The organism is Sphaerobacter thermophilus DSM 20745 (genome assembly GCF_000024985.1).
Taxonomy (GTDB): domain Bacteria; phylum Chloroflexota; class Chloroflexia; order Thermomicrobiales; family Thermomicrobiaceae; genus Sphaerobacter; species Sphaerobacter thermophilus.
Genome location: NC_013523.1, coordinates 1805936 through 1831797, shown reverse-complemented (window position 1 = coordinate 1831797; position 25862 = coordinate 1805936). Strand labels below are relative to the sequence as shown.

The 25862-nt window shown below is 67.9% G+C and carries 23 protein-coding genes; 10 read left to right on the top strand and 13 right to left on the bottom strand.

The annotated features are described in order from the left end of the window. Nucleotides 1-4: 4 nt before the first annotated feature. Nucleotides 5-1255: a ribonuclease H-like domain-containing protein gene (locus STHE_RS17930; RefSeq protein WP_012872144.1), complete on the bottom strand. Its 1251-nt coding sequence runs from the start codon at nt 1253-1255 to the stop codon at nt 5-7. Between the two features lie 159 nt (nt 1256-1414). On the opposite strand from STHE_RS17930, the gene STHE_RS08420 reads away from it, so the two are divergent. Next, nucleotides 1415-2497 (top strand): isocitrate/isopropylmalate dehydrogenase family protein, encoded by a 1083-nt coding sequence (locus STHE_RS08420; RefSeq protein ID WP_012872143.1) that lies wholly within the window; start codon nt 1415-1417, stop codon nt 2495-2497. A 481-nt stretch (nt 2498-2978) separates the two neighbouring features. Continuing rightward, nucleotides 2979-3545, top strand: a complete 567-nt coding sequence (locus STHE_RS08415) for a hypothetical protein (protein ID WP_012872142.1) — start codon at nt 2979-2981, stop codon at nt 3543-3545. A 32-nt stretch (nt 3546-3577) separates the two neighbouring features. On the opposite strand, the gene STHE_RS08410 is transcribed toward STHE_RS08415, so the two are convergent. Continuing rightward, nucleotides 3578-4540, bottom strand: coding sequence for a glycosyltransferase family 2 protein (locus tag STHE_RS08410; protein WP_012872141.1), 963 nt, complete (start codon nt 4538-4540; stop codon nt 3578-3580). Further along, entirely contained in the window at nt 4537-5388 is an 852-nt protein-coding gene (gene rfbD / locus STHE_RS08405; protein WP_012872140.1) for a dTDP-4-dehydrorhamnose reductase, read from the bottom strand. The genes STHE_RS08410 and rfbD overlap by 4 nt, the downstream gene beginning before the upstream one ends. Nucleotides 5389-5564: 176 nt before the next feature. On the opposite strand from rfbD, the gene STHE_RS08400 reads away from it, so the two are divergent. The 4 genes from STHE_RS08400 to STHE_RS17925 are packed head-to-tail and all read left to right on the top strand — an operon-like array spanning nt 5565 to nt 7620. Further along, nucleotides 5565-5936, top strand: coding sequence for an arsenate reductase family protein (locus STHE_RS08400; protein ID WP_334223678.1), 372 nt, complete (start codon nt 5565-5567; stop codon nt 5934-5936). Nucleotides 5937-5985: 49 nt separating this feature from the next. Further along, nucleotides 5986-6852 carry a deoxyribonuclease IV gene (locus STHE_RS08395; RefSeq protein WP_012872138.1) on the top strand — a complete coding sequence of 289 codons (867 nt, stop codon included), beginning with the start codon at nt 5986-5988 and terminating at the stop codon, nt 6850-6852. 3 nt (nt 6853-6855) lie between these two features. Beyond that, nucleotides 6856-7323: a class I SAM-dependent methyltransferase gene (locus tag STHE_RS08390; protein ID WP_012872137.1), complete on the top strand. Its 468-nt coding sequence runs from the start codon at nt 6856-6858 to the stop codon at nt 7321-7323. 21 nt (nt 7324-7344) lie between these two features. Then, a complete protein-coding gene (locus STHE_RS17925) occupies nt 7345-7620 on the top strand; it encodes a hypothetical protein (RefSeq protein ID WP_012872136.1) in 276 nt (91 codons plus the stop codon). A 105-nt stretch (nt 7621-7725) separates the two neighbouring features. Here STHE_RS17925 and STHE_RS08385 read toward each other — a convergent pair whose 3' ends face one another. The 4 genes from STHE_RS08385 to STHE_RS08370 form a co-directional block, all read right to left on the bottom strand. Next, entirely contained in the window at nt 7726-9081 is a 1356-nt protein-coding gene (locus STHE_RS08385; RefSeq protein WP_012872135.1) for an NAD(P)/FAD-dependent oxidoreductase, read from the bottom strand. A gap of 114 nt (nt 9082-9195) precedes the next feature. Beyond that, entirely contained in the window at nt 9196-10632 is a 1437-nt protein-coding gene (locus tag STHE_RS08380; protein WP_012872134.1) for an aldehyde dehydrogenase family protein, read from the bottom strand. A 314-nt stretch (nt 10633-10946) separates the two neighbouring features. After that, complete coding sequence (locus tag STHE_RS08375; protein WP_012872133.1) at nt 10947-11393, bottom strand: NuoI/complex I 23 kDa subunit family protein; 447 nt, start codon at nt 11391-11393, stop codon at nt 10947-10949. Nucleotides 11394-11448: 55 nt separating this feature from the next. Then, nucleotides 11449-13845: a molybdopterin-dependent oxidoreductase gene (locus STHE_RS08370; RefSeq protein WP_012872132.1), complete on the bottom strand. Its 2397-nt coding sequence runs from the start codon at nt 13843-13845 to the stop codon at nt 11449-11451. Nucleotides 13846-14366: 521 nt separating this feature from the next. Between STHE_RS08370 and STHE_RS19205 the strand changes: the two genes are divergently transcribed. The 3 genes from STHE_RS19205 to STHE_RS08355 all read left to right on the top strand — a co-directional run bounded on the left by STHE_RS19205 (nt 14367) and on the right by STHE_RS08355 (nt 18708). Next, complete coding sequence (locus STHE_RS19205) at nt 14367-15416, top strand: M23 family metallopeptidase (RefSeq protein WP_052295282.1); 1050 nt, start codon at nt 14367-14369, stop codon at nt 15414-15416. Nucleotides 15417-15657: 241 nt separating this feature from the next. Continuing rightward, on the top strand, nt 15658-17106 hold the full coding sequence (gene gatB / locus STHE_RS08360; protein ID WP_012872130.1) for an Asp-tRNA(Asn)/Glu-tRNA(Gln) amidotransferase subunit GatB: 1449 nt from the start codon (nt 15658-15660) through the stop codon (nt 17104-17106). Between the two features lie 324 nt (nt 17107-17430). Continuing rightward, nucleotides 17431-18708, top strand: coding sequence for a Glu/Leu/Phe/Val family dehydrogenase (locus tag STHE_RS08355; RefSeq protein ID WP_012872129.1), 1278 nt, complete (start codon nt 17431-17433; stop codon nt 18706-18708). Between the two features lie 77 nt (nt 18709-18785). Here STHE_RS08355 and STHE_RS08350 read toward each other — a convergent pair whose 3' ends face one another. Then, nucleotides 18786-20216 (bottom strand): FAD-binding oxidoreductase, encoded by a 1431-nt coding sequence (locus STHE_RS08350; RefSeq protein ID WP_012872128.1) that lies wholly within the window; start codon nt 20214-20216, stop codon nt 18786-18788. 119 nt (nt 20217-20335) lie between these two features. Here STHE_RS08350 and STHE_RS08345 point away from each other — a divergent pair, with 119 nt between their 5' ends. Next, entirely contained in the window at nt 20336-21097 is a 762-nt protein-coding gene (locus STHE_RS08345) for a winged helix-turn-helix transcriptional regulator (protein WP_012872127.1), read from the top strand. Between the two features lie 253 nt (nt 21098-21350). Here the strand turns inward: STHE_RS08345 and STHE_RS08340 are convergent, their stop codons facing one another. The 5 genes from STHE_RS08340 to mnmG all read right to left on the bottom strand — a co-directional run bounded on the left by STHE_RS08340 (nt 21351) and on the right by mnmG (nt 25788). Beyond that, the gene (locus STHE_RS08340; RefSeq protein ID WP_012872126.1) at nt 21351-22007 is read right to left on the bottom strand and encodes a potassium channel family protein; all 657 of its coding nucleotides are present in this window, start codon (nt 22005-22007) and stop codon (nt 21351-21353) included. A gap of 34 nt (nt 22008-22041) precedes the next feature. Further along, on the bottom strand, nt 22042-22461 hold the full coding sequence (locus tag STHE_RS08335) for a potassium channel family protein (RefSeq protein ID WP_012872125.1): 420 nt from the start codon (nt 22459-22461) through the stop codon (nt 22042-22044). After that, nucleotides 22458-22898: a universal stress protein gene (locus STHE_RS08330; protein WP_012872124.1), complete on the bottom strand. Its 441-nt coding sequence runs from the start codon at nt 22896-22898 to the stop codon at nt 22458-22460. Before STHE_RS08330 ends, STHE_RS08335 begins: the two co-directional genes overlap by 4 nt. Nucleotides 22899-23043: 145 nt before the next feature. Further along, nucleotides 23044-23775, bottom strand: coding sequence for a metallophosphoesterase family protein (locus tag STHE_RS08325; protein ID WP_012872123.1), 732 nt, complete (start codon nt 23773-23775; stop codon nt 23044-23046). Between the two features lie 21 nt (nt 23776-23796). Beyond that, complete coding sequence (gene mnmG, locus STHE_RS08320) at nt 23797-25788, bottom strand: tRNA uridine-5-carboxymethylaminomethyl(34) synthesis enzyme MnmG (RefSeq protein ID WP_012872122.1); 1992 nt, start codon at nt 25786-25788, stop codon at nt 23797-23799. Nucleotides 25789-25862: the final 74 nt, after the last annotated feature.

Below are 25862 nucleotides of genomic sequence, written 5' to 3'. Positions count from 1 at the left end.
CTCTCTACCCAACCGGCCCGGCGGTCGGGCCGGTTTCGCGCGGCCGGACCCGTGCCCGGGCGCGCGCCTGCTTCCGCCGGATGCGCTCCAGGCGGTGGAGCAGGCTGCTCCTGCCATGATACTCCCCGTGCAGGTCGAGGAGCCGAAGCGCCCGCTCGACGACGGCCTCGGCCGCCACGAGGTCGCGGGCTTGATGCTCGTAGTACTTGGCCAGCTCCTCGAACGGGTAGAGGTCGAGCGGACGACGCCGCGCGGCTCGGTCGCACATCTTGCGCCAGAGCGGGACGGCTTCAGGTGTCCGGTCGAGTCGCTTCAGCCAGCGGCTCAGCTCGACCTCGGCGCGGCGGCGGAGCGCCGGGTCGATCTGGTCGGCGTCCTCCAGTGCGTCGGCCAGGAGGTCGATTCCCCGCATCAGCTCGCCCCGGTTCAGGAGCAGCAGGGCAAGCCCGGCGCGGTCGGCCGGGTGGTCCAGCACCGACTCCGGCGCGGCCGTGGCGCGGATCAGCAGGTCGGTCAGGCGCACCAGCGTGGCGATGTCCTCGTGGTTGTGGGCGAAGACGGGTCGCAGGCGGCGGGCGTCGCCGTCGCGGAGGTAGTCGAAGTACATCTGTGGGATTAGCCAGCCCGGCACGTCCTCGGATCGACGGACGCCGAAGAGGGAGGCCTCCAGGTTGCTGAGCGTGCAGCTCGCCAGCCGGTGGCGCCAGACGCGCCGGGCGGGGTGAAGGATGTCGAGGTGGGCGAAGTCGAAGCGCGGGCGGTAGCCGTGGATGATGAAACGCCCCTCGATCAGCGGCCAGTCGAAGGCGCGCCCGTTGAAGCTCACCAGCATACGGAAGGGCGCCAACGCCTCGCGCAGCGCGTCGAGCAGGGCCGGCTCCTCGCTTGGCCCGCGCATGAAGAACTGCCGCACCACCAACCGTCCGGCCTCGAAGTGGCCGAGCCCGACCAGGAAGACGTGGGTGCCGGCTCCGCCCGCCAGCCCCGTCGTCTCGGTGTCGAGGAACACGATCTCTTCCGGATGAACGGTTGGCGCGCCGGGCACGAAGAGCGACGGCGCCAGCGGGGCGTGCTCCAGCAGGCGGCGTACGTCGTCCTCCTCACGGGCCCACTCGGCGACGAAGACCTCACCGACCGGGCCGGGAAGATAGCGCCCGGGCACGACGGCATCGATCGGTACGCCCGCCGGTCTTGGGCGGGCTGGGCGCGCCGGGCTGGGTTGCAGGGCGGCGAGACGCTCACGCAGGCTCCGCACGGGTCCCCCTCCGTCGCTGGGCCGGCTCGTCCCCGGCATTGTACGTACCTGGTGGGCGTCTGTCAGGTCCGCACTGTTTGACACCCGTTCTTGACCCAGCCTAGAATGCGGGGCTGGTTGGGGACGGCTGGTGACGAAGTAGAGGAGTGGAAGCAGCCGATGGCATATCAGGTCACGTTTATTCCGGGGGACGGCATCGGGCCGGAAGTGTCGTCGGCCGCGCGCCGCGTCCTCGAGGCTACCGGCGTGCCGTTCGAGTGGGACGTCCAGGAAGCAGGGATGACCGCCCTGGAGAAGTACGGTGACGTCCTGCCCGACTCGGTGATCGAGTCGATTCGGCGCAACGGTCTCGCACTGAAGGGCCCGCTCACGACCCCGGTCGGCGGCGGCTTCCGCAGCGTCAACGTGGCGCTCCGGCACATGCTCGACCTCTACGTGAACCTGCGCCCCGCACGCACCTACAAGGGTGTGCAGAGCCCATACGAGGATGTCGACCTGGTTGTGGTCCGCGAGAACATGGAGGACCTCTACGCCGGGGTCGAGTTCGACACCGGGACGCCCGAGGCCAAGGAGGTCATCGCGGCGATCAACCAGCGCAGCGAGAAGCCGGTGGCCGAGAACGCGGCGATCTCGATCAAGGCGATCACCCCGGAGAACTCCGAGCGGATCGTGCGCTTCGCCTTCGACTACGCGGTCAAGAACGGCCGGCGGCTGGTCACGGCCGTACACAAGGCCAACATCATGAAGTTCACCGACGGCCTCTTCCTGCGGGTGGCGCAGGAGGTGGCCAAGGACTACCCCAGTATCGAGTTCAACGACCGCATTGTCGACAACATGTGCATGCAGCTCGTGCAGAAGCCGGAGCTGTACGACGTGCTGGTCATGCCGAACCTGTACGGCGACATCCTGAGCGACCTGACTGCCGGGATGATCGGCGGGTTGGGCGTCGCGCCGAGCGCGAACATCGGGGATAAGGCCGCGGTGTTCGAGGCGATCCACGGCAGCGCCCCGTCCTACGCCGGGCAGAACGTTGCCAACCCCGTTGCCATGCTGCTCAGTGGCGTCATGCTGCTCCGCCACATCGGGGAGATGGAGGCGGCCGAGGCGGTCGACCGGGCAGTGGCGACCGTCATTGCCGAGGGCAAGCATGTGACCTACGACCTGCGGCCCGACCGCGACCGCACCAAGGCGGCCAGCACCACCGAGATGACCGACGCCATCATCGCCGAGCTGAACCGCTAGCGCAGCGATTCTCGTAGCCGAGGAAGAACAGGCGAGGGCACGGCTGGCCGTGCCCTCGACCGTGTCTGCCGTGCTTCTTCCCCGCGACGGTGCGTGCAGGTCACTGGTGCATCTGATACGCTTCGCCCGGCGTCCATGTTCAACCCAGGATGCGACATCTCGCCGCAACGGGAATCACTGCGTTCTCGCCAACTTGTAATGATCCTCAGAGGGCGAGCACTGCAAGTAGGGGAGGAGGGGACCAGTGGTCACGGTTCGGTACTGCGCAGCCTGTGGCGCGCCGCGCCGCGCGGCCGAAGACCGTTTCTGCTATGCGTGCGGGGCGGCGTACCCGGCAGACACGCCTGTCGCGAATGGGGGCGTACCGGGGTTCGCTGAGTCAAGCTCGGCGGCGTCGGCGGCTCCTCTCACAACACGCACCGGCTCGGTCGCTGCGCCGCCTCGACCCGCTGCGTGGGGCGTGCCAGACGTCGGAGGGGTGTTGGCCGCTGCTCCGCCCGAGTCCCAGCGCCAGCGACCGCTCTGGGCGGTGGCGACTCTCAGCGTGTGCACCCTCGGGCTCTATTTGCTCTGGTGGATCGGCGCGAGTTGGGCCGAGATGAAGCGCGAGCTCCGCGACGAGGGGATGCACCCGTTCTGGCACGCCGTCTCGCTAATTGTCCCGATCTACGGCCTGTTTCGGGTCCACGCCCACTACGCTACGATCAACACGATGCTCACTGCCACCGGTGCCAGCCTTCGTCTCCGCCCGGGTGTGATGGTCGTCCTCGTGGTGCTCTTCGGGGTGCTGAATCGGATCGTCCGTGAGGATATCCCTGCCGTCGTCTGGGTGCCGCTCGCGCTCGTCGCAACTGCGTGCGCTGCCGGGATGGTCGTCCACGGGCAGCGTGGCCTGAACACCTACTTCCAGAGTCTCCCCGACCGGACCATCACGCCGCGTGTCCATCCAGTCGAGTGGATCGTCATTGTCGTCGGCGCGATCATCTGGGTGCTCGCCCTCATCGGGAGCTCCATTCCGGACGAACCAGCATCGGGGACGTTTGTCTGACCCGACCCCGAGATGTGCGGTGGCGGACGCGCCTAGTCCGTGAGCAGGCGCTCGATCGCGTCAACGGGAACGCGGCGGGCGGATTGGATGCGGCGGCGCTTCGTGAGCATGCGGGGCCAGAGTACCGGGGCGGCCAGGAGCCCGCGGAGGCGGGCCCGCGCGGCCGGCTCGCGGAGGTGGGGGAGGGTGCCGAGGAGCAGTCGGGTCTGCTGGGCGGCGATGCGCGGGAGGTTCCGCCGCAGGATCGGTCCGGGCACGTCCTTGACGAGCACCGCCAACGTGTTGCGCGCGACATAATACGACGCCAGCGGCCCGCCGCCGGTGGCCGAGAGCCGGTGGTAGACGACGGCGTCCGGCGCGAAGATGATCCGGTAGCCGAGCAGGCGCAATCGCCAGGAGAGATCGACGTCCTCACAGTACATGAAGAAGTCGGGGTCGAGCACGTGGCCGTCGATGGCGGCCACGGCCTCCAGCGCACTCCGCCGGTAGAGTGCCGCGCCGCCGCAGGCGCTGAAGACCTCCTCCTCGCGGTCGTACTGACCACGATCCACTTCCCAAACGCCGCGGCTGTTCGGCACGCCGCGCCGGGAGTAGGTGTCACCCGCGGAGTGGAGCACGTCGCGCCGGTCGAACAGGCGCAGCTTGCTGGCAACGGCCGCGGCGTCGGGGTGGCGGTCGAGCGCGGCGACCAGGGCCGCGAGCCAGCCCGGCTCCGGCTCGGTGTCGTTGTTGAGGAAGGCGACCAACTCCCCGCGGGTGCTGGCCAGGGCGCGGTTGATCGCCACGGCCAGCCCGCTGTTCCTCGGGAGTCGCAGCAGCGTCGCCTCCGGCATGAGGCTGCGGACGAGGTCGACTGTGTCGTCGGTGGAGGCGTCGTCCACGACGACGACGTGGAAGTCGCGGTACGTCTGGCGGGCGAGAGCGGGCAGGCAGACCGCCAGATGGTCACGGCCGTTGTAGGTCGGGATGATGATGTCGACGCGTGGGGTGGTCATGCCGGCTGGAGCGCCGCTCGCCGGGCGAGACAGCGCGCGAGGGCGTCCTGCCACGGCGGAAGGGTGATGCCGAGCGCCGCCGCGGCGGTATTGGCGAGGACGCCGTTGGCGGGGGGACGGGCCGCGCGGTGCCACTCCGCGGCTGGGATCGGCTCGACCCGCGTCTCGATCTCGGCGAGGCGGAAGATCTCGGTCGCCCACTCGTACCAGGAGGCGCTGCCCTCGTTCACGAGGTGGTAGGTGCCGTAGGCGGGCTGCTCGATCAGGCGGTAGATCCCGGCGGCGAGGTCGCCGGCGTACGTCGGGTTGCCCCGCTGGTCGGCGACGACGGTGAGCGAGGGGCGCTCGGCGGCGGCCCGCAACATCGTGTTGACGAAGTTCCGGCCCGTCTCGTCGTAGACCATCGCCGTGCGGACGATATAGTGGCGCGGGGCGATCGCCCGGACGGCCTCCTCGCCCGCGAGCTTGGAGCGACCGTAGACGTTGATCGGCCGCCGCTCAGCGAACTCGTGGTAGGGCTCGGCGGCCTCACCGTCGAAGACGTAGTTGGTTGAGAGGTAGACAAGGGCTGCGCCGAACTGCTGCGCAGCGGCGGCGACGTGCTGGGTGCCGGTGGCGTTGATTCGGAAGGCGCGCTCCGGGTCGCGCTCGCAGCCATCCACGTCGGTCATGGCGCCCGCATGCACGATCACGTCGGGCTGCTCATCTGCTACCAAGCGGATGAAGGCATCGAAGTCAGTCACGTCGCAGCGGTCGGAGCCGGGCGCGACGATGCTGTACCCGGGAGGTGCGAGCCGCTGCAGGGCGCGTCCCACCTGCCCCGTTCCGCCGGTCACGAGGATTCGCAAGCCGCTCCTCCTCTCCTCGGCGCCGAGTGTACACCGGGTGGCAGCAAATCAGGTAGTGGTGGTGGCTGGACTCGGCCGGAGTGGCCCGAGCCAGCGCTGACGGGCCGGGCGCGGGCGGCGCTGGGCTGTTACCATGTCGGGCATGGGATGGAACCTGACGGAAGGGGGTCGGGCAGGTGGCGAACGACGTCGAGATCTACGTCCATCCGACGTGAACGAGCTGTCGCAAGGCTCAGGAGTATCTTGAGCAGCGAGGGGTCGAGTACGTGCGGCGCGACTACTTCAAGGAGCGCTTCACGCGCGAGGAGTTGGCCGACGTACTGCGGCGAGCGGGTTTGACGCCCCGCGAGGCGCTGTCGAAGCGCAGCCGAGCCTACCGGGAACTGGGACTCGCCGAGCGCGAGGTGTCGGACGACGAGCTGTTGGACCTGATGGTCGCAGAGCCGACGCTGTTGCGGCGCCCGCTGCTGCTGACGCCCGAGGGGAGCGCCCTCGGGTTCGACCGGAAGCGGATGGACGCGCTGTTCGGAACTGGAGAGACGGGATAGCGCCGCGGATCGATGACGGCGCATGTGTAGCGGAGAGATGGAGCGGAGCATGCTGCTCTTCGGGGCGCATATGTCGATCGCGGGTGGAGTCGACAAGGCGATCGACCGTGCCGAGAAGGTCGACTGCGACGCCGTGCAGATCTTCACCAAGAACAACAACCAGTGGAACGCCAAGCCGATCCCCCCGGAGCAGGTGGAGCGGTTCCAGCAGCGGCAGGAGGAAGCGGGCATCCGCGCGGTGGTGGCGCACGACTCGTATCTGATCAACCTCGCCTCGCCCGACGATGCGCTGTGGGAAAAGTCGATCGACGCCTTCCGGGTCGAGTTGGAGCGCTGTGAACTGCTGGGTGTGCCCTATCTTGTGACGCACCCCGGGTCGCACACCGGCGCGGGCGAGGATTTCGGCATCCAGCGCGTGGCCGATGCGCTCAATCGGATCCATATCGACTTGCCGGGCTACCGGGTGATGACGCTGCTGGAGATCACGGCGGGGCAGGGATCCGCGCTCGGCTACCGCTTCGAGCAGCTCCGGGCCATCGTCGATCGCGTGGCAGAGCCGGAGCGTGTCGGCTACTGCTTTGACACCTGCCATGCCTTCGCCGCGGGCTACGAGCTGCGCACGCCTGAGGGGTACGCCGAGACGATGGACGCGTTCGATCGCATCCTGGGGCTGGCGAACCTGCGGGCGCTCCACCTGAACGACTCCAAGCGCGAACTCGGCTCACGCGTCGATCGCCACGACCACATCGGGGCCGGGATGATCGGGCTTGCGGGGTTCCACAACGTCGTGAACGACCCGCGGCTGGAGGGCCTGCCGGGGCTGCTGGAAACGCCCAAGAGTGACGATCTGCATGAGGACGCGGAGAACCTGGCGAGACTGCGAAGCCTGGTCGGCGCGCCGCGTCCGGAGGAGTAGCGCATGACGAACGGCGGGAGCTTCGAGTCGATCGCGGACTTCTGGGATGAGCAGGTTGGAGAGGAGGGTGACGACTTTCACCGGCTGCTGGTCCGGCCGGCGCTGCTGCGGGTGCTGGGCGATGTGTCCGGCCTGGATGTGCTTGATCTGGGATGTGCCAACGGCGCAACCAGCCGAGCGCTGGCCGACCTGGGCGCTCGGGTCACCGGAGTAGACGTCTCCGCGCGCCTGATTGAGCTGGCGCGCCAGCGGGAGGCGGCGCGACCGCGTGGGGTGCGGTACCTCGTCGGCGATGCAGCCCACCTACCGGACCTGGCCGACGCGAGCTTCGATCGCATCACCGCCAGCATGGTCCTGATGGACATCGAGAACGCCGAGGGCGCGATCCGGGAAGTGGCCCGCCTCCTCCGGCCGGGTGGGCGCTTCGTGGCGACGCTGTTCCACCCCTGCTTCCAGATCCCGGAAGGGTAAAGCTGGCTGATCGAGCAGGACGTGACCGACGAACAATGGATCTCGGTGCGGGTCTGGCGGTATCGAGAGCCCTTCGCGGCGTCCACCATCGCCAAGAGCGGGCAGCCCGCTCCGACAATGAACTACCATCGCCCGCTCTCCTGGTACGCCCACCAGTTGACGGCGAATGGGCTGCTGATCGATGCGCTCGATGAGGCCTACCCCGACGACGCGTTCGCCGAGCGTTTCCCGGATGCCACCGTCCGTCGCCTGTCGGTCATCCCGGCGATCCTCGTGCTCGGGGCGCGGAAGGGGTAGAAAGTGTACTGCGTGTTCCGTGTTGCGTGTTCCGTGATGCCATGGGAGCAGCCCAGTAGCCGGTTACGTACTACGGAGTACGCAACACGCAACACGCAACAGCCCTCACACCTCCGTGTTGGCGATGTAGCGCCGGGAGAGCAGAGCGGCGGTCCAGTCGAGCGTGACGCCGACCCGGCTGCGCACACCCATGATCTGCGACAGGTGGAAGACACGCCAGACGAGCCATGCCGGCAGGCCGCCGAACGCTACCGGGCCGATGGTGGCCGCCGCGTGGCCACGCCCGAGGGCGATCATCTCGCCCGGCGAACGGAAGACGAAGGGCTCGAGTGGGTGGCCGGTCAGGAGCCGCACCAGGTTGCGGCCCACGGCTGCCCCTTCCCGGACGGCGACGGAGGCGTTCGCCGGCAGCGGGGCGCCGCTGTTCTGGTCCGGGACGAAGGCGTTGTCGCCAAGTGCGAAGACGTTGGGCGCGCTCGGGATGCGCAGGTACTCGTCGACGACGATCCGGCCGTCGCGGCTCTTCTCAACGGGTAGCGACGCGGCGACCGGATTGGGCCGGATGCCTGCCGTCCAGATGAGCGTCGCGGCGGCGATCTCGTCGCCCGCCCGGGTGACCAGGGCACCGTTGCGCACACCGGCGACGGCGGTCTTGAGCCGGATATCAATGCCCAGGTCTTTGAGTCGCCGCTCGGCAATGGCGCGCATCCTGGGTGTGGTGCCCGGAAGGATCGTGTCCATCGCCTCGATCAGGACGATGCGTGGCTCCTCCCCGCGGAGGCTGGGGTAGTAGGGCAGCAGGTTGTTTCGTAACAGGTCGTCGAGCGAGGCGACCAGTTCCACGCCGGTGGCACCAGCGCCAACGACGGCGAAGGTGAGGAGCCAGCGGCGCTCCTCCGGGTCGGATGCCACGGCAGCGCGCTCAACGGAGTCGATGATGCGTGCTCGGATCGAGCTGGCGGCGGGGATGGTCTTGAGTCCGAGCGCCTCGCGTTCTACCTCGTGCATGCCGAAGTAGTTCGTCTGGCTGCCGAGGGCCAGGACGAGGTAGTCATAGCGGATTCGCCCGGCGTCGGTCTCCACGACCTGGTCGACCAGATTCACCCCGCGAATCGTCGTGCAGAGGAACTCGGCCGGGACCCCCGCGCAGAACGGGCGCAGGGGGTAGGCGATATGCTGGTCGTCCACCGACCCGGTGGCGACCTGGTACAGCAGCGGGGTAAAGAGATGGTAGTTGTGCTGGTCGATCAGCAGGATGTCGGCTCCGTCCAGCCCCGCATTCCGCAGCGCGTTCAGGACCGCGATGCCGCCGAAGCCCGCCCCGGCGACCACGACTGATGCACGTCGGTCGCCTGTGGCCTGTGCCCGATGCGGAGCACGGCGGCGGCGCGCCGCGAGCAAAGCCAACGGCACGCCCGTCGCGGCGATGAGAGCCGCGCGGTTCCGGGTTTTTGTCTCCATACTGGTGATGCTCCTCGCCGCCTGCGCTCAAGCTTGCCCGGCGGCATGTCTTCGCGCGCAGTGTGCCACGGCGTCGGGCCCGGTCGTTTGTGTTCGACCGGGCCCGACAGGCCGCTATTCCTCGTCCGGTACCCGATTGATGACCATCAGCCGCGGTTCCGTCATGTCCTCGATCGCGTAGCGCAGACCCTCGCGGCTCAGTCCGGAGTCCTTCACGCCACCGTACGGCATATGGTCGATTCGGTAGGTCGGGATGTCGTTGATGACCACGCCGCCGACCTCCAGCACCTCCCAGGCACGGAGCGCGTGCTCCAGCCGGTTGGTGAACACGCCGGCCTGCAGCCCGTACTCGGAGTCGTTGACCGCCGCCAGCGCCTCTTCGAAGTCGTCGAACGGGAAGAGGTTCACCAGCGGCGCGAACGCCTCGCGGGAGCAGACGAAGCTCGTCGGCGGGACATCGACCAACACCGTCGGTTGGAAGAAGCGACCCTCGGCCTTGCCACCGATCAGGACGCGCGCGCCTTCGGAGACGGCGGTGTTGACCCAGTCCTCAGTGCGCGCGGCGGCCTTCTCGTCGATCATCGGGCCCAGTTCGGTCGCCTCGTCCAGCGGGTCGCCGATCTTGATCTCCTTGACCGCGGCCACGAACTTCTCCACGAACTCGTCGTAGCGCGAGCGGTGGATGTAAACCCGCTGAACCGCGATGCAGACCTGCCCGGCGTAGGCGAACGCCCCCACCCGCACCCGCGAGATCGCCAGCGGCAGGTTCGCGTCCTTGTCGACGACGACACCCGCGTTGCCACCCAGCTCCAACACGACCTTCTTCTTGCCGGCCCGGGACTTCATGTCCCAGCCGACGGCCGGGGAGCCGGTGAAGGATAGCATCTTGAAGCGGGGGTCGGTAACCAGCCGATCGCCGACCGTACGGTCCATCGGCATGATGCTGACCGCGCCCTTGGGAAGCCCGGCCTCGTCGATCAACTCGGCGAAGGTGAGCATGGTCAGCGGGTCGTGCGTGGGCGGCTTGAGGACGATCGTGTTCCCGGAGGCGATCGCCGGAGCCACCTTGTGCAGGGCGAGGTTCAGCGGGAAGTTGAACGGCGAGATGCCGGCGATCGGGCCGATCGGGAAGCGGCGGGTCACACCGAAGCGACCCTGAGAGCTGGCCATCCAGTCGAGCGGGATCAGCTCGCCGCCGATGCGCTTGGCCTCCTCGACGGCCGTCCGCAGCGTGAAGACACCGCGGGCGACCTCGGTGCGCGCGTCGCGGATCGGCTTGCCGGCCTCCTGCGCCAACAGGCGGGCGAACTCCTCCTGGCGCGCTTCCAGCCCATCGGCGAGCCGCTCCAGGATGGCTGCGCGCTCGTAGCTTTGGAGCCGTCTGGTCTCTTCAAAGGCGCGCTCGGCGGCGGTGATGGCATCCTCCAGGTCCTGATCGGTGGCGAAGGATGTGGTGCCTACCACCTCGCCGTTGTACGGGTTGATCACCTCGAGTGGCTGGTCGGAGGAGCGCCACTCGCCGGCGCAATAGAAACGATATTCCTTGGCCATCGCTTGCCCTCCCATCGCGCAGGTAGCCGGGATGCGTGCGCGGCCACAGCCGCCCCCGGCGCACCTCATGCCTGCGATGATATGCCCCGGTCCAGGGCGGGTCAACGCGCTCAGGATGATACCGAAACGACTTAGGCGACGGGGTTCTGCACGGGTGGTCATGATCCGGCTCGCTGGCCCGCCGCCGGGAACCCGCTCTCAGACCCGTGGCTGGCCACGCGGCTTGATGCACCGTGCGTTCTGACAGGCGAAAACCGCCGGCCAGAACGTGGCCGGCGGTGATTGAGCGTTCCGTGCTGTGCTGAACCGGACGGTTACCGTGCGTCCTGTGTGTCAGCGTCCCACCAGCCGAGGTTCTGGGCGCCGATGGCGGCCAGCTCGGTCTTGGTGTAGATCAGACCGTCCCGCTGCAGGGTGGCGAGCTCGTACTCGCCGCTCATGGTGATCGCGTCGACCGGGCACACCTGTGCGCACATCCCGCAGAAGAGGCACCGGCCGGAGCGCAAAATGAACTCGGCCAGCTCGCGGTCGCCCTCTTCGGACGGGACAACGGTCATCTCCAGGCAGCTCGTCGGACAGATCCGGGCACACAGGCCGCAGGCGACGCAGAGCGGCTCGCCCGTCTCCGGGTCGGCGCGGAGCGACGGCAGCCCGCGGAAGCGCGGTGCCATCTGCCGCTTCTCTTCGGGGTACTGGATGGTCACGTTCGGCGTGAACAGTCGCCGGAAGGTGACCCAAAAGCCTTTGACTTCGTCGAGCATCGCGATGCCGATCCTCTTCCTGCCCGCGGCCGCGCCGCGCGCTGCCGGTTGTCGCTTAGTCCGCGACGAAGCGGACCGCCTCGGGCGCCAACCCGTCCCCAAGTTCCAAGAAAACCGACTGCTCCGCACCGAAGGGCTGCACCGGCCACTGGAGCGGGCCACGCTCCAGCCGGGGCAGCGACACGCCGCGGTAGATCGGTGTGAGCTGGGCGATCTCCTCGAGCACGAAGGACGGGTGCCGGTAGGTCAGGTTGTAGCCGAGCCGTTCGGCGATCTCCTGCAGGAACCACCAGCTCGGCTGGGCGTCGCCGGGTGGGGCGACGGTGTAGCGTAGCCGCTGGATGGTGCGATCCGCGTTGGTGTAGGAGCCGTCCTTCTCCAGGAACATTGCACCCGGCAACACCACGTGCGCGAGCTTCGCCAGATCGCTCGGGAAGCTGTCCTCGACGACCAGGAACTCCAGCTTCGGCAGAACCGCCAGCAACCGCTCGTCGATCCCTGGGCTGTACTCGTGGCTCGATGCCGCGATGTACATCGCCTTGATCTGGCCGGCCTCGATCGCGGCGATCATCCCGTCGAGATCCAGGCCCGGCGTGGCCGGGAGCTCACGCAGCGGCTTGAAGCCGTTCTGCGGCACGGCCGCGTCGTTCCATCGCGGGAGCCAGGCCGCCTCGAACTTCCGGCGGATCTCCGGGTCGTCGACCGGCTGGTAGCCGGGGAAGTAGCCCGCCTCGCATCCCATGTCGGTCGCGCCCTGGAAGTTGGCCGACCCTCGGAAGGCGATCACGCCGCCACCGGCGCGGCCGACGTTGCCGGTCAACAGGGCCAGGTTGTTGAGTGCCACGGCAGCCGGGTGGGCGTCCGCGCCGCGGTCGGTGCCGAGCGTCTGGTAAATCGCGCTGGCCGGATAGTCCGCCAGATCGCGGCCGTCCACCTCGCCGACCCCGCCCGTGGCGTAGAGAATCGCCGCGCGGCGGAGCGTGGCGACGTCGATGCCGACCTCCGCGGCGACCTGCTCCGGATCCACCTGGGCCAGGCTCGCGCGCCAGGCCTCGAACCCGGCGCTGGCACTCTCGGCCGGGCGTGCCAACCCGGCGTCGAGGATGATGCGCGCCATGGCGTCGATTACCCTGGCCTCGGCACCCCGTGGCGGCTTGATCCAGACCTCGGCGCGGTCGCAGAGCGGGAAGTGGTCGTGGCTGACGACGACGGTCTTCGCCTCACGGTAGTTCCGCGACCAGTAGAGCCAGTAGCTCCCGACCGGAGCGGTCTCTCCGATGTTGGGGCCGACGACCAGCATGCACTGGGTGTCGGTGAATGCCTCCTGCATCGAGTTGGTGCTCGCCGGGCGACCGAAGGAGTCGCGCAGCGCCTGGCTGACCCCGCTCTGTCCCCGGTGGCGCAGGCGGTCGATGTTGTTGGTGCCCATCACGGCACGAGTGAACTGCTGCAGCAGGTAGTTCTCTTCGTTGGTGTTCTCAGGCGACGCGAGCGCGGCGAACTGGTCGCCCTGATAGCGGCGGAAGGCATCCGCTACCCGGTCGAGGGCGTCGTCCAGGTCGGCGGCAACGAATTCATCGCCCTGGCGGATGTAGGCGGTCTCGAGCCGGTCCGGGTGCTGGACCTGTGCGTAGCCCCACTTACCCCGCTCGCAGGTGTAGCCGTGGTTCACGCCGCGGTCCCACAGGTGGGTCACCCGCCGGACGATCCCCCGGCTGTGCTCGACGTTCAGGGTACAGCCGACGTCGCAGAACCCGCAGATCGTCTCCGTCGCATCCAGCTCCCACGGGTGCATTCCGAAGCGGCGGTCGGTCAACGCGCCGACCGGGCAGACGGCGATGCACATGCCGCAGGAGGTGCAGGTGCCCTCGCGCAGGTCGGTGCCGTAGGCAGGCCCGATCTCGGCCTCCAGCCCCCGGTTGAGGACGCCGATCGCCGTCACGCCGATGACCTCGTCGCAGACGCGGGTACACCGCGCGCACATGATGCAGCGGTCCCACTTGTAGTCGATGACGTCGCTCAGGTGCGTGTACGGCTTGGCCAGCTTCGGGCGGCGATACGGGTTCAGGTGGACGTTGTGCAGATAAGTGTTGTCCTGGAGGTAGCACTCACCCGACTTGTCGCAGGTGGGGCAGTCGAGTGCGTGGTCGATCAAATACATCTGGAGGATGAACTGGCGGGACTTCAGGACCTCGGGCGAGTGGGTGCGGACCTCCATGCCCTCACGGACCTGTGCCGCGCACGACTCGACGAGTCCCCCACGCCTGCCCAGGACCTCCACCGTACAGATACGGCAGGAACCCCAGGGTCGCAGGAGCGGCTGGTAACAGAGGTTGGGCACCTCAATGCCCGCCGTCTGACACGCCTGGAGGATCGTGGTGCCCTCCGGGACGGTGACTTCCTGATCGTTGATCTTCAGGGTGACTAGTTTCGCTTCAGACTTCACGACCACGGCGTTGGTCTCGCCTCCTCGCTGCCCAGTCCCCCGAAGCCGCGGCCTCGGACTGGGTCCGGTCGCGCGGTGCCGCCGTACCGGTCACCGGTCGGGACCGGTGCGGCCGCGTATACTCTGCGACCGCATTGTCCGGGCCAGCGGCAGCCAGATCTTACCATAGGAACGCGCAACCTTTCACAATCTCGGTGTTGCAATACGAGCCACGAACGTGTGCGGCCCGGCGGTTAGCCCAGGAGTCCGGGACAGAGCGGGACGCGCGTCTCGGCGCGAAAGCCTTTCAGCCGTGCGCCAGCCGGTACCTGTGTACCATTGTTCACAAGTTGCGCGCTTCGTATTGTCAAGTCATGGTCGTGAATGATCCGGCGTACGTGCCGCGTGCCACAACCGTATTCCGGCCGCTGTCGCCGCCCTCACCGGCGGAAGCGGGGCGACTGTCGCGTGCGCAAAGAACGCCGTCTGCCGGTCTTGTTGCCGCAGCGCTCCAGTGGTTGCGTGCGCCCACGGTGGTGCCCTCCTGGTTGCTGGCCGTCCTCCTGATGGGCATGGTCGGCACGACGGGCCTCCTGGTCTATGCCACGAGCCGGGATACGGCCTACACGCCCGACGTGGCCGCCCGGGTGAGCGAGCCGTCGCCGGTGACGCCGGTGCCCGACGCTGGCGCTGCGGCCGCGGCGGCCGAAGCCGCGGCGCTGAAGGCTCAGCTCTCCGCGTTGATCGCCGACCTGGAGCAGGCCGAGCGAGACAGCAGCATGCTGTTCCACCTGTCGCGAGAGCAGTCGGCGGAGCTGTCGGAGACTCAGGCTGCCCTGCAGGCGGCCGAGCAGGCGCGCGTCCAGGAGGTGCAGGACCTGGAGAGCCGGATCGCGGCGCTGGAGGAGCAGATCGACACTGTCGAGAATCTCGCCGCGCGGATGCGTCAACTCGTGGGCCTTCCCGCTGGAGATGACGCATCGGGGGGGCCCGCGGTGCCGGCCAATCTGCCGAGTGATCCGGGTGACGCGGCCCGCGCCCGCATCGAGTACGCCCAGCAGCGGGTTCAGGCGTTGCACGCCGTCCTCGACGAGATCGACACGCGGGCGCGAGCGCGGCTCGCGGCGGTGGAGCAGAGCGGCGTCTTGAGCGCGGGGATCGCCCCGTCCGTGGTTGCCTTCTCTCCCGATGTGCCGCGCGGCCAGCCGGTGTCCGGCCCGATCACCTCGGGCTTCGGCGTCCGTGGGAATCCCTTTGGGAGTGCCGACGGCGAGGCTGCGTCCGAGATGCACACGGGCATCGACTTCGCAGTGCCGCAGGGGACGCCAGTTCTCGCAACCGGCGCCGGAGTCGTGCGGATCGCCGGCTGGTCCGGTGCCTATGGCAGTCTGGTGGTCATCGACCACGGCAACGGCATCAGCACCTACTACGGGCACAACTCCTCTGTTCTGGTCAGCCCAGGAGAGCGCGTCGAGCGGGGACAGGTTGTCGCGCTATCCGGCAACACCGGCCGGTCCACCGGCGCTCACGTCCACTACGAAATCCGCGTCAACGGCACGCCAGTCGACCCGAGCCCGTTCCTCGCACTCAGCCCCTGAGCCCGTCGATCCACCCGAGCAACGGGCGCTGGCAGCGTGCTGGCGTCTGCCCCCCGCGAGCGTCGCGCGGAGGCGACGCGGGCGCCTCTCCGATGTGCTCAGACGCGCGTGTCTGCGCTCCAATGCGGCGCCAGACGGGAGCGTGGCGTTTGACATCGGGGGCCGCGTTGCCGTGGAATTGGCCGTGTTATAATCGCGCCGGTGTGGTCCCCAGGACCGCAAACAGGGCGGGGTGATCCAGGTGGAATTTGAGACCATCATCGGGTTAGAGGTTCACGCGCAGCTTCTGACCCGGTCCAAGATGTTCTGTGGGTGCTCGGCGGCGTACCAGACGGCCGAGCCGAATACACATGTTTGTCCGGTGTGTCTCGGGCTCCCGGGCGCACTCCCGGTCATCAACCGCGAAGCGGTGGCCTACACCATCATGGCCGGCCTGTCGCTCGGCTGCTCGATTCCTTCCTACAGCAAGTTCGACCGGAAAAACTACATGTACCCCGATCTGATGAAGGGGTACCAGATCTCGCAGTACGACCTGCCGTTGTGCGTCAACGGCGTCTTTGAGTTCCCGACGGCCAACGGCACAGGGCGGGTCGGGATTCGCCGTGTACACCTCGAAGAGGACACGGCACGACTGGTGCACCGGGCGAGCAACGGGCGGAGCTACAGCCTGGTCGACGCCAACCGCTCCGGGGTGCCGCTGATCGAGATCGTCACCGAGCCGGACCTCCGCTCGCCGGAGGAGGCCCGCAGCTTCCTGGTCGCGCTGCGCCAGGTTCTCCGCTACCTTGGGGTGTCGACCGGGAACATGGAGGAGGGCGCCTTCCGCTGCGATGCCAACATCTCGCAGCGCAGCACCGATGGCACCGTCGTCGGCCCCAAGGTCGAGATCAAGAACATGAACAGCTTCCGGGCGGTCGAGCGGGCGCTGCACTACGAGATCGAGCGGCAGCGTGCGGCCCTCCGGAACGGCGAGACGCTGGTCCAGGAGACGCGGGGCTGGCTCGATGACCAGGGCATCACGGTGTCCCAGCGGACCAAGGAGTTCGCCGAGGACTACCGCTACTTTCCCGAGCCCGACCTGCCACCGCTCTACCTGACCGAGGAAGATGTCGCCGGGATCCGCGCGCGGATGCCGGAATTGCCGGCGGCGCGGCGGGCGCGCTTCGCCGCGCAGTACGGGCTCTCCGAGAGCGACGCGGCGCTACTGACCGAGGAGCGCGCCGTCGCTGACTATTTTGAGTCCGTCGTCGACGGGAACCAGGCTCTGGCGCGGGACGCGGCCAACTGGATCACCGGCGAGATCTTCGCGTTGATGCGCGACCAGGACCTGGCTATCGACGAGATCAACGTCTCGCCGCAGCAGTTGCGCCGGCTGATTACGCTGGTCACAGACGGCACCATCACCATGCGGTCGGCCAAAGAGGTGCTCGCGGCCGTCCACGAGACCGGACGGGACCCGGACGCGATCGTGGAGGAGCGCGGGCTGGCCCAGGTGAGCGATGCCGCTCAGTTGGCCGAGGTGGTGAAGACCGTGCTGGCCGAGAACCCGGCCGCGGTGGCGGATTACCGCAAGGGGAAGAAAGCGGCTATTGGGTTCCTGCTCGGCCAGGTCATGCGCCACATGCGCGGCACCGCCAATCCGGCGGTAGCCAGGCAGCTTCTTGAGCAGGCTCTCGAGGATGAGGGGTGAGGTTCACAGAGGCCGGGTACTCCCGGCCTCTTTCTACTAATCGGATAATCGGAGACGGTGCGGGCAGATGCCCGCCTCGACGCAACTGGAGGGACCGCGCAGACCGGTCGCGCTGGCGGGAGGCGTATCGCCGGCCCGCCAGCATCAAAGGGTGGGGACGTAGGACGGATCGAGCCATCGTCATCTCGGGCGTAGCGAAGGAGCATCGGAAGCGGGGTCCGGTCCTTCACCTCCGCTCGGGATGATGATGATCCGGTCTGACGGTGGGTCCGGCGGCAGGTCGCGTGCGGTGCCAGGCCGTGACAGATGGACGGAGGGACGAAGGTGCTAGTCGACAGTCCCGCACACGACCAGCCCGCTCCCAGCCTGTATGACATCGCGGTTGAGCAGTTCAACACGGCCGCGGATGTCATCGGGCTGGATGACGACATGCGGCGCATCCTCAGCGTTTGTAAGCGGGAGCTTGCGGTTAACTTCCCGGTGGAAATGGACGACGGCACCGTCCAGGTCTTCACCGGCTATCGCGTTCAGCACAGCATCGCACCGGGACCGTCCAAAGGCGGAATCCGGTATCATCCGGACGTCACGCTCGACGAGGTCAAGGCCCTCGCAATGTGGATGACCTGGAAGTGCGCCGTGGTCGGGCTCCCTTACGGGGGTGCCAAGGGCGGCGTCCGGGTCAACCCGAAGGTGCTGTCGCAGAACGAGCTCCAGAATCTGACCCGGCGCTATACGACCGAGATCTCGATGCTGCTCGGGCCGCACAGCGATATCCCGGCTCCGGACGTCAATACCAATCCCCAGGTCATGGCCTGGATCCTTGATACCTACAGCATGCACCATGGCGGCGTCGCGGTCCCGGCGGTGGTGACCGGTAAGCCGCTATTGCTCGGCGGTTCGGCTGGACGGTTGGAGGCGACCGGCCGCGGCTGCGTGTTCGCCATCGAGCAGGCCTGTCGAACCTACGATATCGACCTGCCCTCACAGCGGGTGGTCGTCCAGGGGTTCGGCAACGTCGGCTCCACGGTTGCCCAGATCCTGCACAGCATCGGGTGTCGGGTCATCGGCGTGAGCGACTCGCACGGCGGGATCTACAACCCCAATGGCCTAGATATCCCCTCGGTGCTGGCCTACAAGCGCCAGATGCAGACCATCGTCGACTTCCCCGAGGCCGAGAACGTCACGAACGAGGAGCTGCTGGAACTGGATTGCGACATCCTCGTTCCGGCCGCACTCGAGGAGCAGATCACCGAGGAGAACGCGCCGCGCATCAAGGCTCGCCTGATCGCCGAGGCGGCGAACGGTCCGACGACCCCCGACGCCGACCGGATTCTCTACGACCGCGGCATCATCGTGCTCCCCGACATTTATGCGAATGCGGGCGGGGTGACCGTGTCCTACTTCGAGTGGGTCCAGGCTCTGCAGTCGTTTAGCTGGACCGAGGACGAGGTGAACAGCCGCCTGCAGCGCATCATGATCGAGTCGTTCATGGCGATCCACGAGGCGGCCGAGCAGTACCACGTACCGCTGCGCACTGCCGCCCTGGTCCGGGCGATCCAGCGCGTGGCCGAGTTCACCCGCGTCCGCGGGATCTATCCCTAGGTGACGTGGCGGCCCGCGCCGCGCTTCAAGCGGACGCGGGCCGCCCAGTCGGTCCCCCTGCGATGGCTCACCCGGCGCTAGCCCGGCACGATGTTCTGGTTCATGTTGAACACGTTGTCGGGGTCATAGCGCCGCTTGACCTCAACCAACCGGTCGTAGTTCGTGCCGTAGGCGGCGCGCACGCGTTCCTCACCCTCGTTCCCCAGGAAGTTCACGTAGACCCCGCCGGTGGAGAAGGGCTCCATCACCGTGAACATGTCCCGCGTCCACTCGATGTGCTCCGCGTCTTCCGCTGGGTCGGTCCAGACACCGTTGATGTTCAGCACGTGCTGGGCGTCGCGGTGGGCAAAGGCCGTCGCCGACTCGGCCACCCGGCTGACCGCCCCACCCACCCGGGCAACGACGGTGTAGGAGCGGAGCGATGAGGTGCGCCACGCGCGTGCGAGCAGGGTGTCGATCGCGTCGTCGCTCAACCCGCTGAGGTAGTGCGACTTCCAGTAGTAGCGCAAACCCGGCGGTGCCGAGGCGTCGAACATCCGCTGGTGGAGCGTGTAGGGCTTTGGCTGGATGATATCGGCGATCGGCGACCCGAACGCCTTGAGCGGCTTGAGTACCTCTGTTCCCTCGGCGATGTTACCTGCGTAGCATGCGAGGATGGCGACCACCGGCTTGCGCCAGTGCTCGGACGGAATCCACGGGGACTCCGGCGCGTGTCGGAGCAGCACGATCGTCCCGAGGGCATCTGGTGCTTCCTCGATGTAGTCGCGGTAGAAACGCAGCACCTCGCCCGCCGCGCTGGCGGGGAAGACGATCGCTCCCGCGAGGACGGTCGGGCCGAGCGGTTGGAGAGCGAACGTGAACGAGGTCACGACCCCGAAGTTCCCGCCGCCACCCCGGAGCGCCCAGAAGAGATCAGGATGTTCCTCCTCGCTGGCCGTGATGAAGGCACCGTCGGCGGTGACGACATCGGCAGTGCGGAGGTTGTCGCATGTGAGCCCAAAGGCGCGCATGAGCCAGCCGATGCCGCCGCCGAGGGTGAGGCCCGAAACGCCGGTAGTCGACGCGATCCCGCTGGTGACGGCGAGGCCGAATGCCTGAGTCTCGTGGTCGAGATCCCCGTTGAGGATGCCGGGTTGCAGGCGAACCGTTCGCGCCGCGGGATCGACACGGATTCCCTTCATGCGAGAGAGATCCAGCACCAGGCCGTCGTCCCGCAGGGCCGTACCTGCGACGTTGTGCCCGCCGGCACGCACGGCCAGCGGGATATCCCGCTCGCGGGCGAAGCGCAGCGCGGCGAGCACGTCGGCCACGCCGGTGCAGCGCGCGATAGCGGCCGGTCTCTTGTCGATCATGGCGTTCCAGAGGGCGCGCGCCGCATCGAAGCCGGGAGTAGAGGGCAGCAGCACCTCGCCCCTGAGCTGGTCCTGCAGGGTATTCCAGGGAGCGCTCGCAGCCGGTGTGGTCGGTACCGGCATCGCAGCCGCAGTTGTCGCACGTTTCGTCGCCATAGCCCCGTCTCTTTCTATGTGCGTAAGATCATTGCCACTACTGTGGTGATAGCAGTAGACTATGGCGGTCGCTAGTATGATTTCTGGAGTGACGCCAGCGGTGGGAGAGGGGTCCCGCGATGACGCGCTACCGCCAGTTCTGCCCGATCGCCAAGGGGGCTGAGATCTTCGCCGAGCGCTGGACGCCGCTCATCCTGCGCGAGATGCTCTGCGGCAGCCACCGGTTCGCCGAGATCCAGCGGGGCATCCCGCGCATCTCACAGAGCCTGCTGGCGACGCGGCTGCGGTCGCTGGAGCGGGAGGGGATCATCGAGCGCCGGCCGGCGCGGGATGGGCACGGCTTCGAGTACCACCTGACCCCGGCCGGGCGTGAACTCGGGACGGTTGTCGAACTCCTCGGAGGCTGGGGCTATCGCTGGGCGCTGGGGCGGCTGCGTGCCGAGGATCTGGATCCCCCGTCGGTGCTGTGGTTCCTGCACCGGTATATCCGGGTCGAGCGGCTCCCCGCGGAGACGGTTGTGGTCCGGGTGGACCTGCGTGATGACCCTCTGCACGCCTGGTGGCTGATCCTGCGGCGGACGGGGGTCGAGTTGTGCTTCCGCGATGAAGGGTTCTCGGTCGACTTGTGGGTGACCGCGGACGCACCGACGCTAGCCGCCATCATCCTCGGGGAGCTTGAACCGCGGGCGGCGATGCGCTCGGGCCGCCTCCAGGTGGACGGGCCGCGCCCGCTGGTGCGGCAGTTCCCGGACTGGCTCGGCGTCACGCAGTTCACCCGCTATGGTCGTCCGGGCGAGATCGATCACCTCCTCGACCCCGGCATAGCCTGGGCGGCGCTGGCATCGCCCGATGCGGGCCCGGCGGTGCCGGAGCAGCCGTAGCCCCCGGACCCGTGGCTGGTGGGGTGCCTCAGAGGGGCTCACGTGGCGGCGCTTGCCCGGTGCGGATCCCGTGCGGTGGCACGTGCCCGGGGCTAAAGCCGCCGGGCTGAGTAGGAAAAGCCCACTGAAGGGGCTGGGGCAGCGCGTCTCCTGGGCTGCCGAATCGGCTCCGCCCCCGTGTGGCCAAGTGGGCTTACCGACAGATTCAGCCCGGGGTTTACCCCGGGCGCAGACCGACTGTTCGGCCAGTATCTCAGTCCACCAAGAGGTGCCGGAGTTCCTCTTCGCGCTCGCGTTTCGTGACGGCGATGATCTCGTCGCCGGCGCGGATCACGGTCTGTCCGGTGGGGATGATCAGGTCCCCAGCGCGGAGGACTGCCGTGACGTTGACCTCCGGCGGGAACTGGATGCGCTCGATCGGCTGATTGACCACCGGTGAGTCGTCGGACACTTTGGCTTCGACGATGGCGAGGTCGGCGTGGCGCAGCGCGAGGAGATGGACAAACGGGCGCTCCGGGATCTGCTGCTCGATGATGCTGAGGATGACGTTGGTCTGGCTCACGGTCACGTCGATGCCCAGCTTGCGGAACAGCTCCTCGTTCTTGGGGTTGTTGACCCGGGCGATGACCCGCGCGACGCCGAAGCGCTCCTTGGCCATCTGGCAGATGACGAGGTTGTCCTCGTCGTCACCGGTGACGGCGATGACGACATCGGCGCGACCCGCCCCAGCGGCTTCCAGGATCGCGGCCTCGGCGCCGTCCCCCTGCATGACGACGGCACCGAAGCGCTCGGCGTAGATCTGGCACTTGATCGGGTTCTTCTCGATCAGGAAGACCTCGTACCCCTCGTGGACCAGGGTCTTTGTGAGGTAGTAGCCGACCTTCCCGCCCCCGACGACGATGATGTACATGGTGTCGCTCCTGTGCCTGCCTGCGCTCCCCGCGCTAGCCCTGTGGCGACGCCGCGCCCGCCAGGACCTGCTCCTCGATCAGACCGGCGACGGTCGTCGTCGGGCAGACCACTGTGAGCCCGAGGTCGCGGAAGATCTCCGCCCGCACGGGGTCATAGACCCGCAGCACCACGCGGGGGACATGGTAGATCTTCTGGGCGATCTGGGCGGCCATGATGTTGGTGTTGTCGTCGTTGGTGACGGCGACGAACACGTCCGCGTGCTCGATTCCGGCCGAGCGCAAAACGTCCTCATCGATGCCGGTGCCGACGATCACGCGCCCGGGGAACTCCTCGGGTAGCTGCCGAAACGCATGCGGCTTGATGTCGACCACCACGACGTCGTGTCCCTGAGCCGTGAAGTCGGACGCCAGGCGCCAGCCGACGCGCCCACAGCCGACGATGAGGATTCTCATCGTGCCTCCCCAATCTCCCCGGCTATGCGCAGCAGGATGACATCGCACGGGGCATTGTCGAGAACGTAGGGTGCCACGTCCCCCTGTGTCAATTCGCCGTAGCGGCGCTGGTTGGTCGTTCCGAGAATGATCGTGTCGGCGCCCCGCTCGATGGCCTCGTCCACGATCGCCGCCGCTGCCAGCCGGGCCTGGAGCAAGGTCGTGGTCACGCTTGCCCACGGGTGGCCCCCGCGTTCCCGCGCGTGGTCCTCCGCCCGCTGCAGAACCTCCTCGCCGATCGCGATCAGTTCCGGGAGGTCGGCGTCGAGCGGGAAACGTTGAGGCACTTCCACGACGTACACCAGGATCAAATGGATGCGGCCGGTTCGGTTTGAGAGAGCCGAGGCCAGATCGATGCTGGGAAAGTCAGCGGGTCCCCCATCAACAGGGACGACCACGGTGCGATCCAGGGTGAGTACCCTCCACAATACCAGTCAACACCGCGCCGGCCGTGTTTGAGCCGCCGTGAACCGGTAGTATGCCCCACGACACGGCGCCGCGCAACGCGGACGACGGCGGCAAGGCAATACCTCGACGCATGGCTTATACCCCCGCTGCGAGGCGTGTGACAAGCGACTCAGGCAAGCCGGCCTCGCGCATCTGCGCCTGCGTGTCGGCGATCCGGTATTCGACGCGGTGGAAGGTCACGCGCTGGGCGTCGGGTTCGAAGATGGCGTACGACGCGCGGGGGTCGCCGTCGCGCGGCTGCCCGACGGCGCCGGGGTTGATGATGTAGCGGCCGCTGGAGACATCGAGGACCTCGCCGTCGTTGGGGTGGTGCGGGGCGACGTTGGACAGGGCCTCGTCTTCCCGGATATAGAGCGGCACATGCGTGTGCCCGACGAAGCAGAGCGGCGTATCGAATGCGGGGAAGTTCAATGCGGCGATGCGGGCGTTGTAGATGTACTCCCAGATGGGATGCCGCGGGCTGCCGTGCACGACCGTCCAGTCGCCGTCGATCATGCGGTTGGGGAGCGACTCCAGGTACTGGAGGTGTTCGGCCTGGAGTTGCATGGTGGTCCAGTAGCTGGCGAAGCGCGCGACGGGATTGAACTCGTCCAGGGACAGGCGCCCGATGCACGCCCAGTCGTGGTTGCCGATGACGCTGATGTTGGGCGCGAGCACCCGTACCAGCTCCACGCACTCGCGCGGCCGCGGACCATAGCCGACGATGTCGCCCAGGGACCAGATGTCGTCCACCCGCCCGGCGTCGCTGAGTACCGCCTCGAGCGCGACGAGGTTAGCGTGGACGTCTGAGATGATCAGAATGCGCATGCAGGTGTCCCTGTGCTCTCGCTAGCGCTGCCGCGGGACGACCGCGGGTCGCTCCTCGATGCTCGCCGCGCCCCGTTCGAGGTGCACCATCAGCACCGCCACGTCGCCGGGCGTCACGCCGGCGATGCGACTGGCCTGACCCAGCGTTGCCGGGCGGAAGCGCGCCAGCTTCTCCCGCGCCTCGTTACGCAGTCCCGCCAGCGCCGTGTAATCGATCCCGTCGGGGATTGGTCGTTCCTCCAGGTGGCGTATCCGCTCGACGCGCGCGAGTTCCTTTTCGATATACGCCTCGTACCGCGCCTCAACCTCGATCCGCTCGGCCAGCCGGGATGGCACGGACAGGCTGTCGGCGCCGAGCGCCTCCAGGACGCTCGCCAGTGCCTCGTAGCGCACCTCCGGCCGCCGCAAGTAGTCGAGCGCGGTCTGGTTCCGCGCCAGCGGCGGCAATCCGGCTCGCTCCAGAGCCTCCGCCGTGCGCGGATTCATCGAGAGGTGGTGGGCGGCGAGCCGCGCCAGAGTCTCCGTGATGATGCGGCTTTCCGCCTGCACGGCCTCCCAGCGCTCCCGCGAGATCAGGCCGAAGCGATAGGCGATGTCCGACAGGCGAGCCTCGGCGTTGTCACAGCGCAGGAGCAGTCGGTGCTCGGCACGCGAGGTGAGCATACGATACGGCTCGACGAACTCTTGGGTGGTCAGGTCGTCGATCATCACGCCGATGTAGCTCTGGTCGCGCCGGAGCACGAGCGGTTCCGCGCCCTGGGTGAAGCAGGCGGCGTTCAAGCCGGCCACGATTCCCTGACCCGCTGCCTCCTCGTAACCGGAGGTGCCGCAGACCTGCCCGGCGAAGAAGAGTCCGTCGACGCGCCGCGCGGCCAGGGTGCGGGTCAGTTCGGACGAGTCGATCGCGTCGTACTCGACGGCGTAGCCGTAGCGGGTGATGGTCGCCTCCGCCAGGGCCGGGATCGTCCGCAGGAACGCGAGCTGGACGTCCTGGGGCAGACTGGTGTTGGCACCCTGGACGTAGACCTCGGTCGTCCGCCAGCCCTCCGGCTCCAGGAAGAGGCCGTGCGACGGCTTGTCGCGGAAGCGCACGATCTTGTCCTCGATCGAGGGGCAGTAGCGCGTGCCGACCGCCTGGATGGTGCCGTTGAACATCGGTGCGCGGTCGATGTTGGCCGCGATGATGTCGTGGGTGGCGGGGTTGGTGTGGATCAAGTAGCAGGGCATCTGTACCCGCCAGCCGTCGGTGATGCCGGGGTAGATCGGCAGGGGCGGCAACTCCAGCCGCTCGATCCGTCCCTGGGCACCGTCGAAGCTGAACCAGAGCGGCCGATCGCTCCCGGTCTGTACCTCCGCCTTGCTGAAGTCGATGCTGCGCGCGTCGATGCGGGGTGGCGTGCCGGTCTTGAGCCGGCGAAGGCGGATGCCGAGATCGCTCAGTGAGGCGGAGAGGGCGGTGGCCGCTGGATCACCGGCCCGGCCGCCCGCCGCGCGCCATTCTCCCGCGATCATGCGGCCGCGGAGGAAGGTGCCGGCGGTCACGACGACCGCGCCCGCGAGGTAGCGGTTCCCGGCGTCCGTGCGAACGGCCTGGACCCGGTGGCGCCCCCCGGCCGTGACCAGTTCGATATCGGTGACGGCCTCCTGCCGCAGGGTGAGTCGCGGCTGGCGCTCCAGCGCCTCCTTCATCGCCATCGGGTAGAGCATCTTGTCGGCTTGTGCCCGAGGAGCCTGGACGGCCGGGCCCTTGCTCGTGTTGAGCATGCGGATCTGGATGGCGGTGCGGTCGATGGCGCGTCCCATCTCGCCCCCGAGGGCATCGACCTCACGCACAAGATGGCCCTTCGCGGGGCCGCCGATTGACGGGTTGCACGGCATGAAGCCGATCCGGTCGAGGTTCGGTGTCAGGACCAGGGTCGTGCAACCCGCACGCGCCGAGGCGAGCGCGGCTTCACAGCCCGCGTGGCCGGCTCCAATGACGATGACATCAAACTGCTCAGTGTATACGCTCATAATGCGAGCGAAGTATAGGGTTCCGCCCGGTCGCTGGCAATCGACGTTGGTGCTAATTCGCGGGCCGCGCACGC

Bases quoted from the DNA above. Each gene is read 5' to 3' on its own strand.
- STHE_RS08345 (WP_012872127.1), top strand. From the start codon at position 20,336: ATGACGCGCTACCGCCAGTTCTGCCCGATCGCCAAGGGGGCTGAGATC.
- STHE_RS08410 (WP_012872141.1), bottom strand. From the start codon at position 4,540: ATGACCACCCCACGCGTCGACATCATCATCCCGACCTACAACGGCCGT.
- STHE_RS08335 (WP_012872125.1), bottom strand. From the start codon at position 22,461: ATGAGAATCCTCATCGTCGGCTGTGGGCGCGTCGGCTGGCGCCTGGCG.
- STHE_RS08375 (WP_012872133.1), bottom strand. From the start codon at position 11,393: ATGCTCGACGAAGTCAAAGGCTTTTGGGTCACCTTCCGGCGACTGTTC.
- STHE_RS08385 (WP_012872135.1), bottom strand. From the start codon at position 9,081: ATGGAGACAAAAACCCGGAACCGCGCGGCTCTCATCGCCGCGACGGGC.
- STHE_RS08380 (WP_012872134.1), bottom strand. From the start codon at position 10,632: ATGGCCAAGGAATATCGTTTCTATTGCGCCGGCGAGTGGCGCTCCTCC.
- STHE_RS08390 (WP_012872137.1), top strand. From the start codon at position 6,856: ATGACGAACGGCGGGAGCTTCGAGTCGATCGCGGACTTCTGGGATGAG.
- mnmG (WP_012872122.1), bottom strand. From the start codon at position 25,788: ATGAGCGTATACACTGAGCAGTTTGATGTCATCGTCATTGGAGCCGGC.
- STHE_RS08325 (WP_012872123.1), bottom strand. From the start codon at position 23,775: ATGCGCATTCTGATCATCTCAGACGTCCACGCTAACCTCGTCGCGCTC.
- STHE_RS08340 (WP_012872126.1), bottom strand. From the start codon at position 22,007: ATGTACATCATCGTCGTCGGGGGCGGGAAGGTCGGCTACTACCTCACA.
- STHE_RS08350 (WP_012872128.1), bottom strand. From the start codon at position 20,216: ATGGCGACGAAACGTGCGACAACTGCGGCTGCGATGCCGGTACCGACC.
- STHE_RS08395 (WP_012872138.1), top strand. From the start codon at position 5,986: ATGCTGCTCTTCGGGGCGCATATGTCGATCGCGGGTGGAGTCGACAAG.
- STHE_RS08420 (WP_012872143.1), top strand. From the start codon at position 1,415: ATGGCATATCAGGTCACGTTTATTCCGGGGGACGGCATCGGGCCGGAA.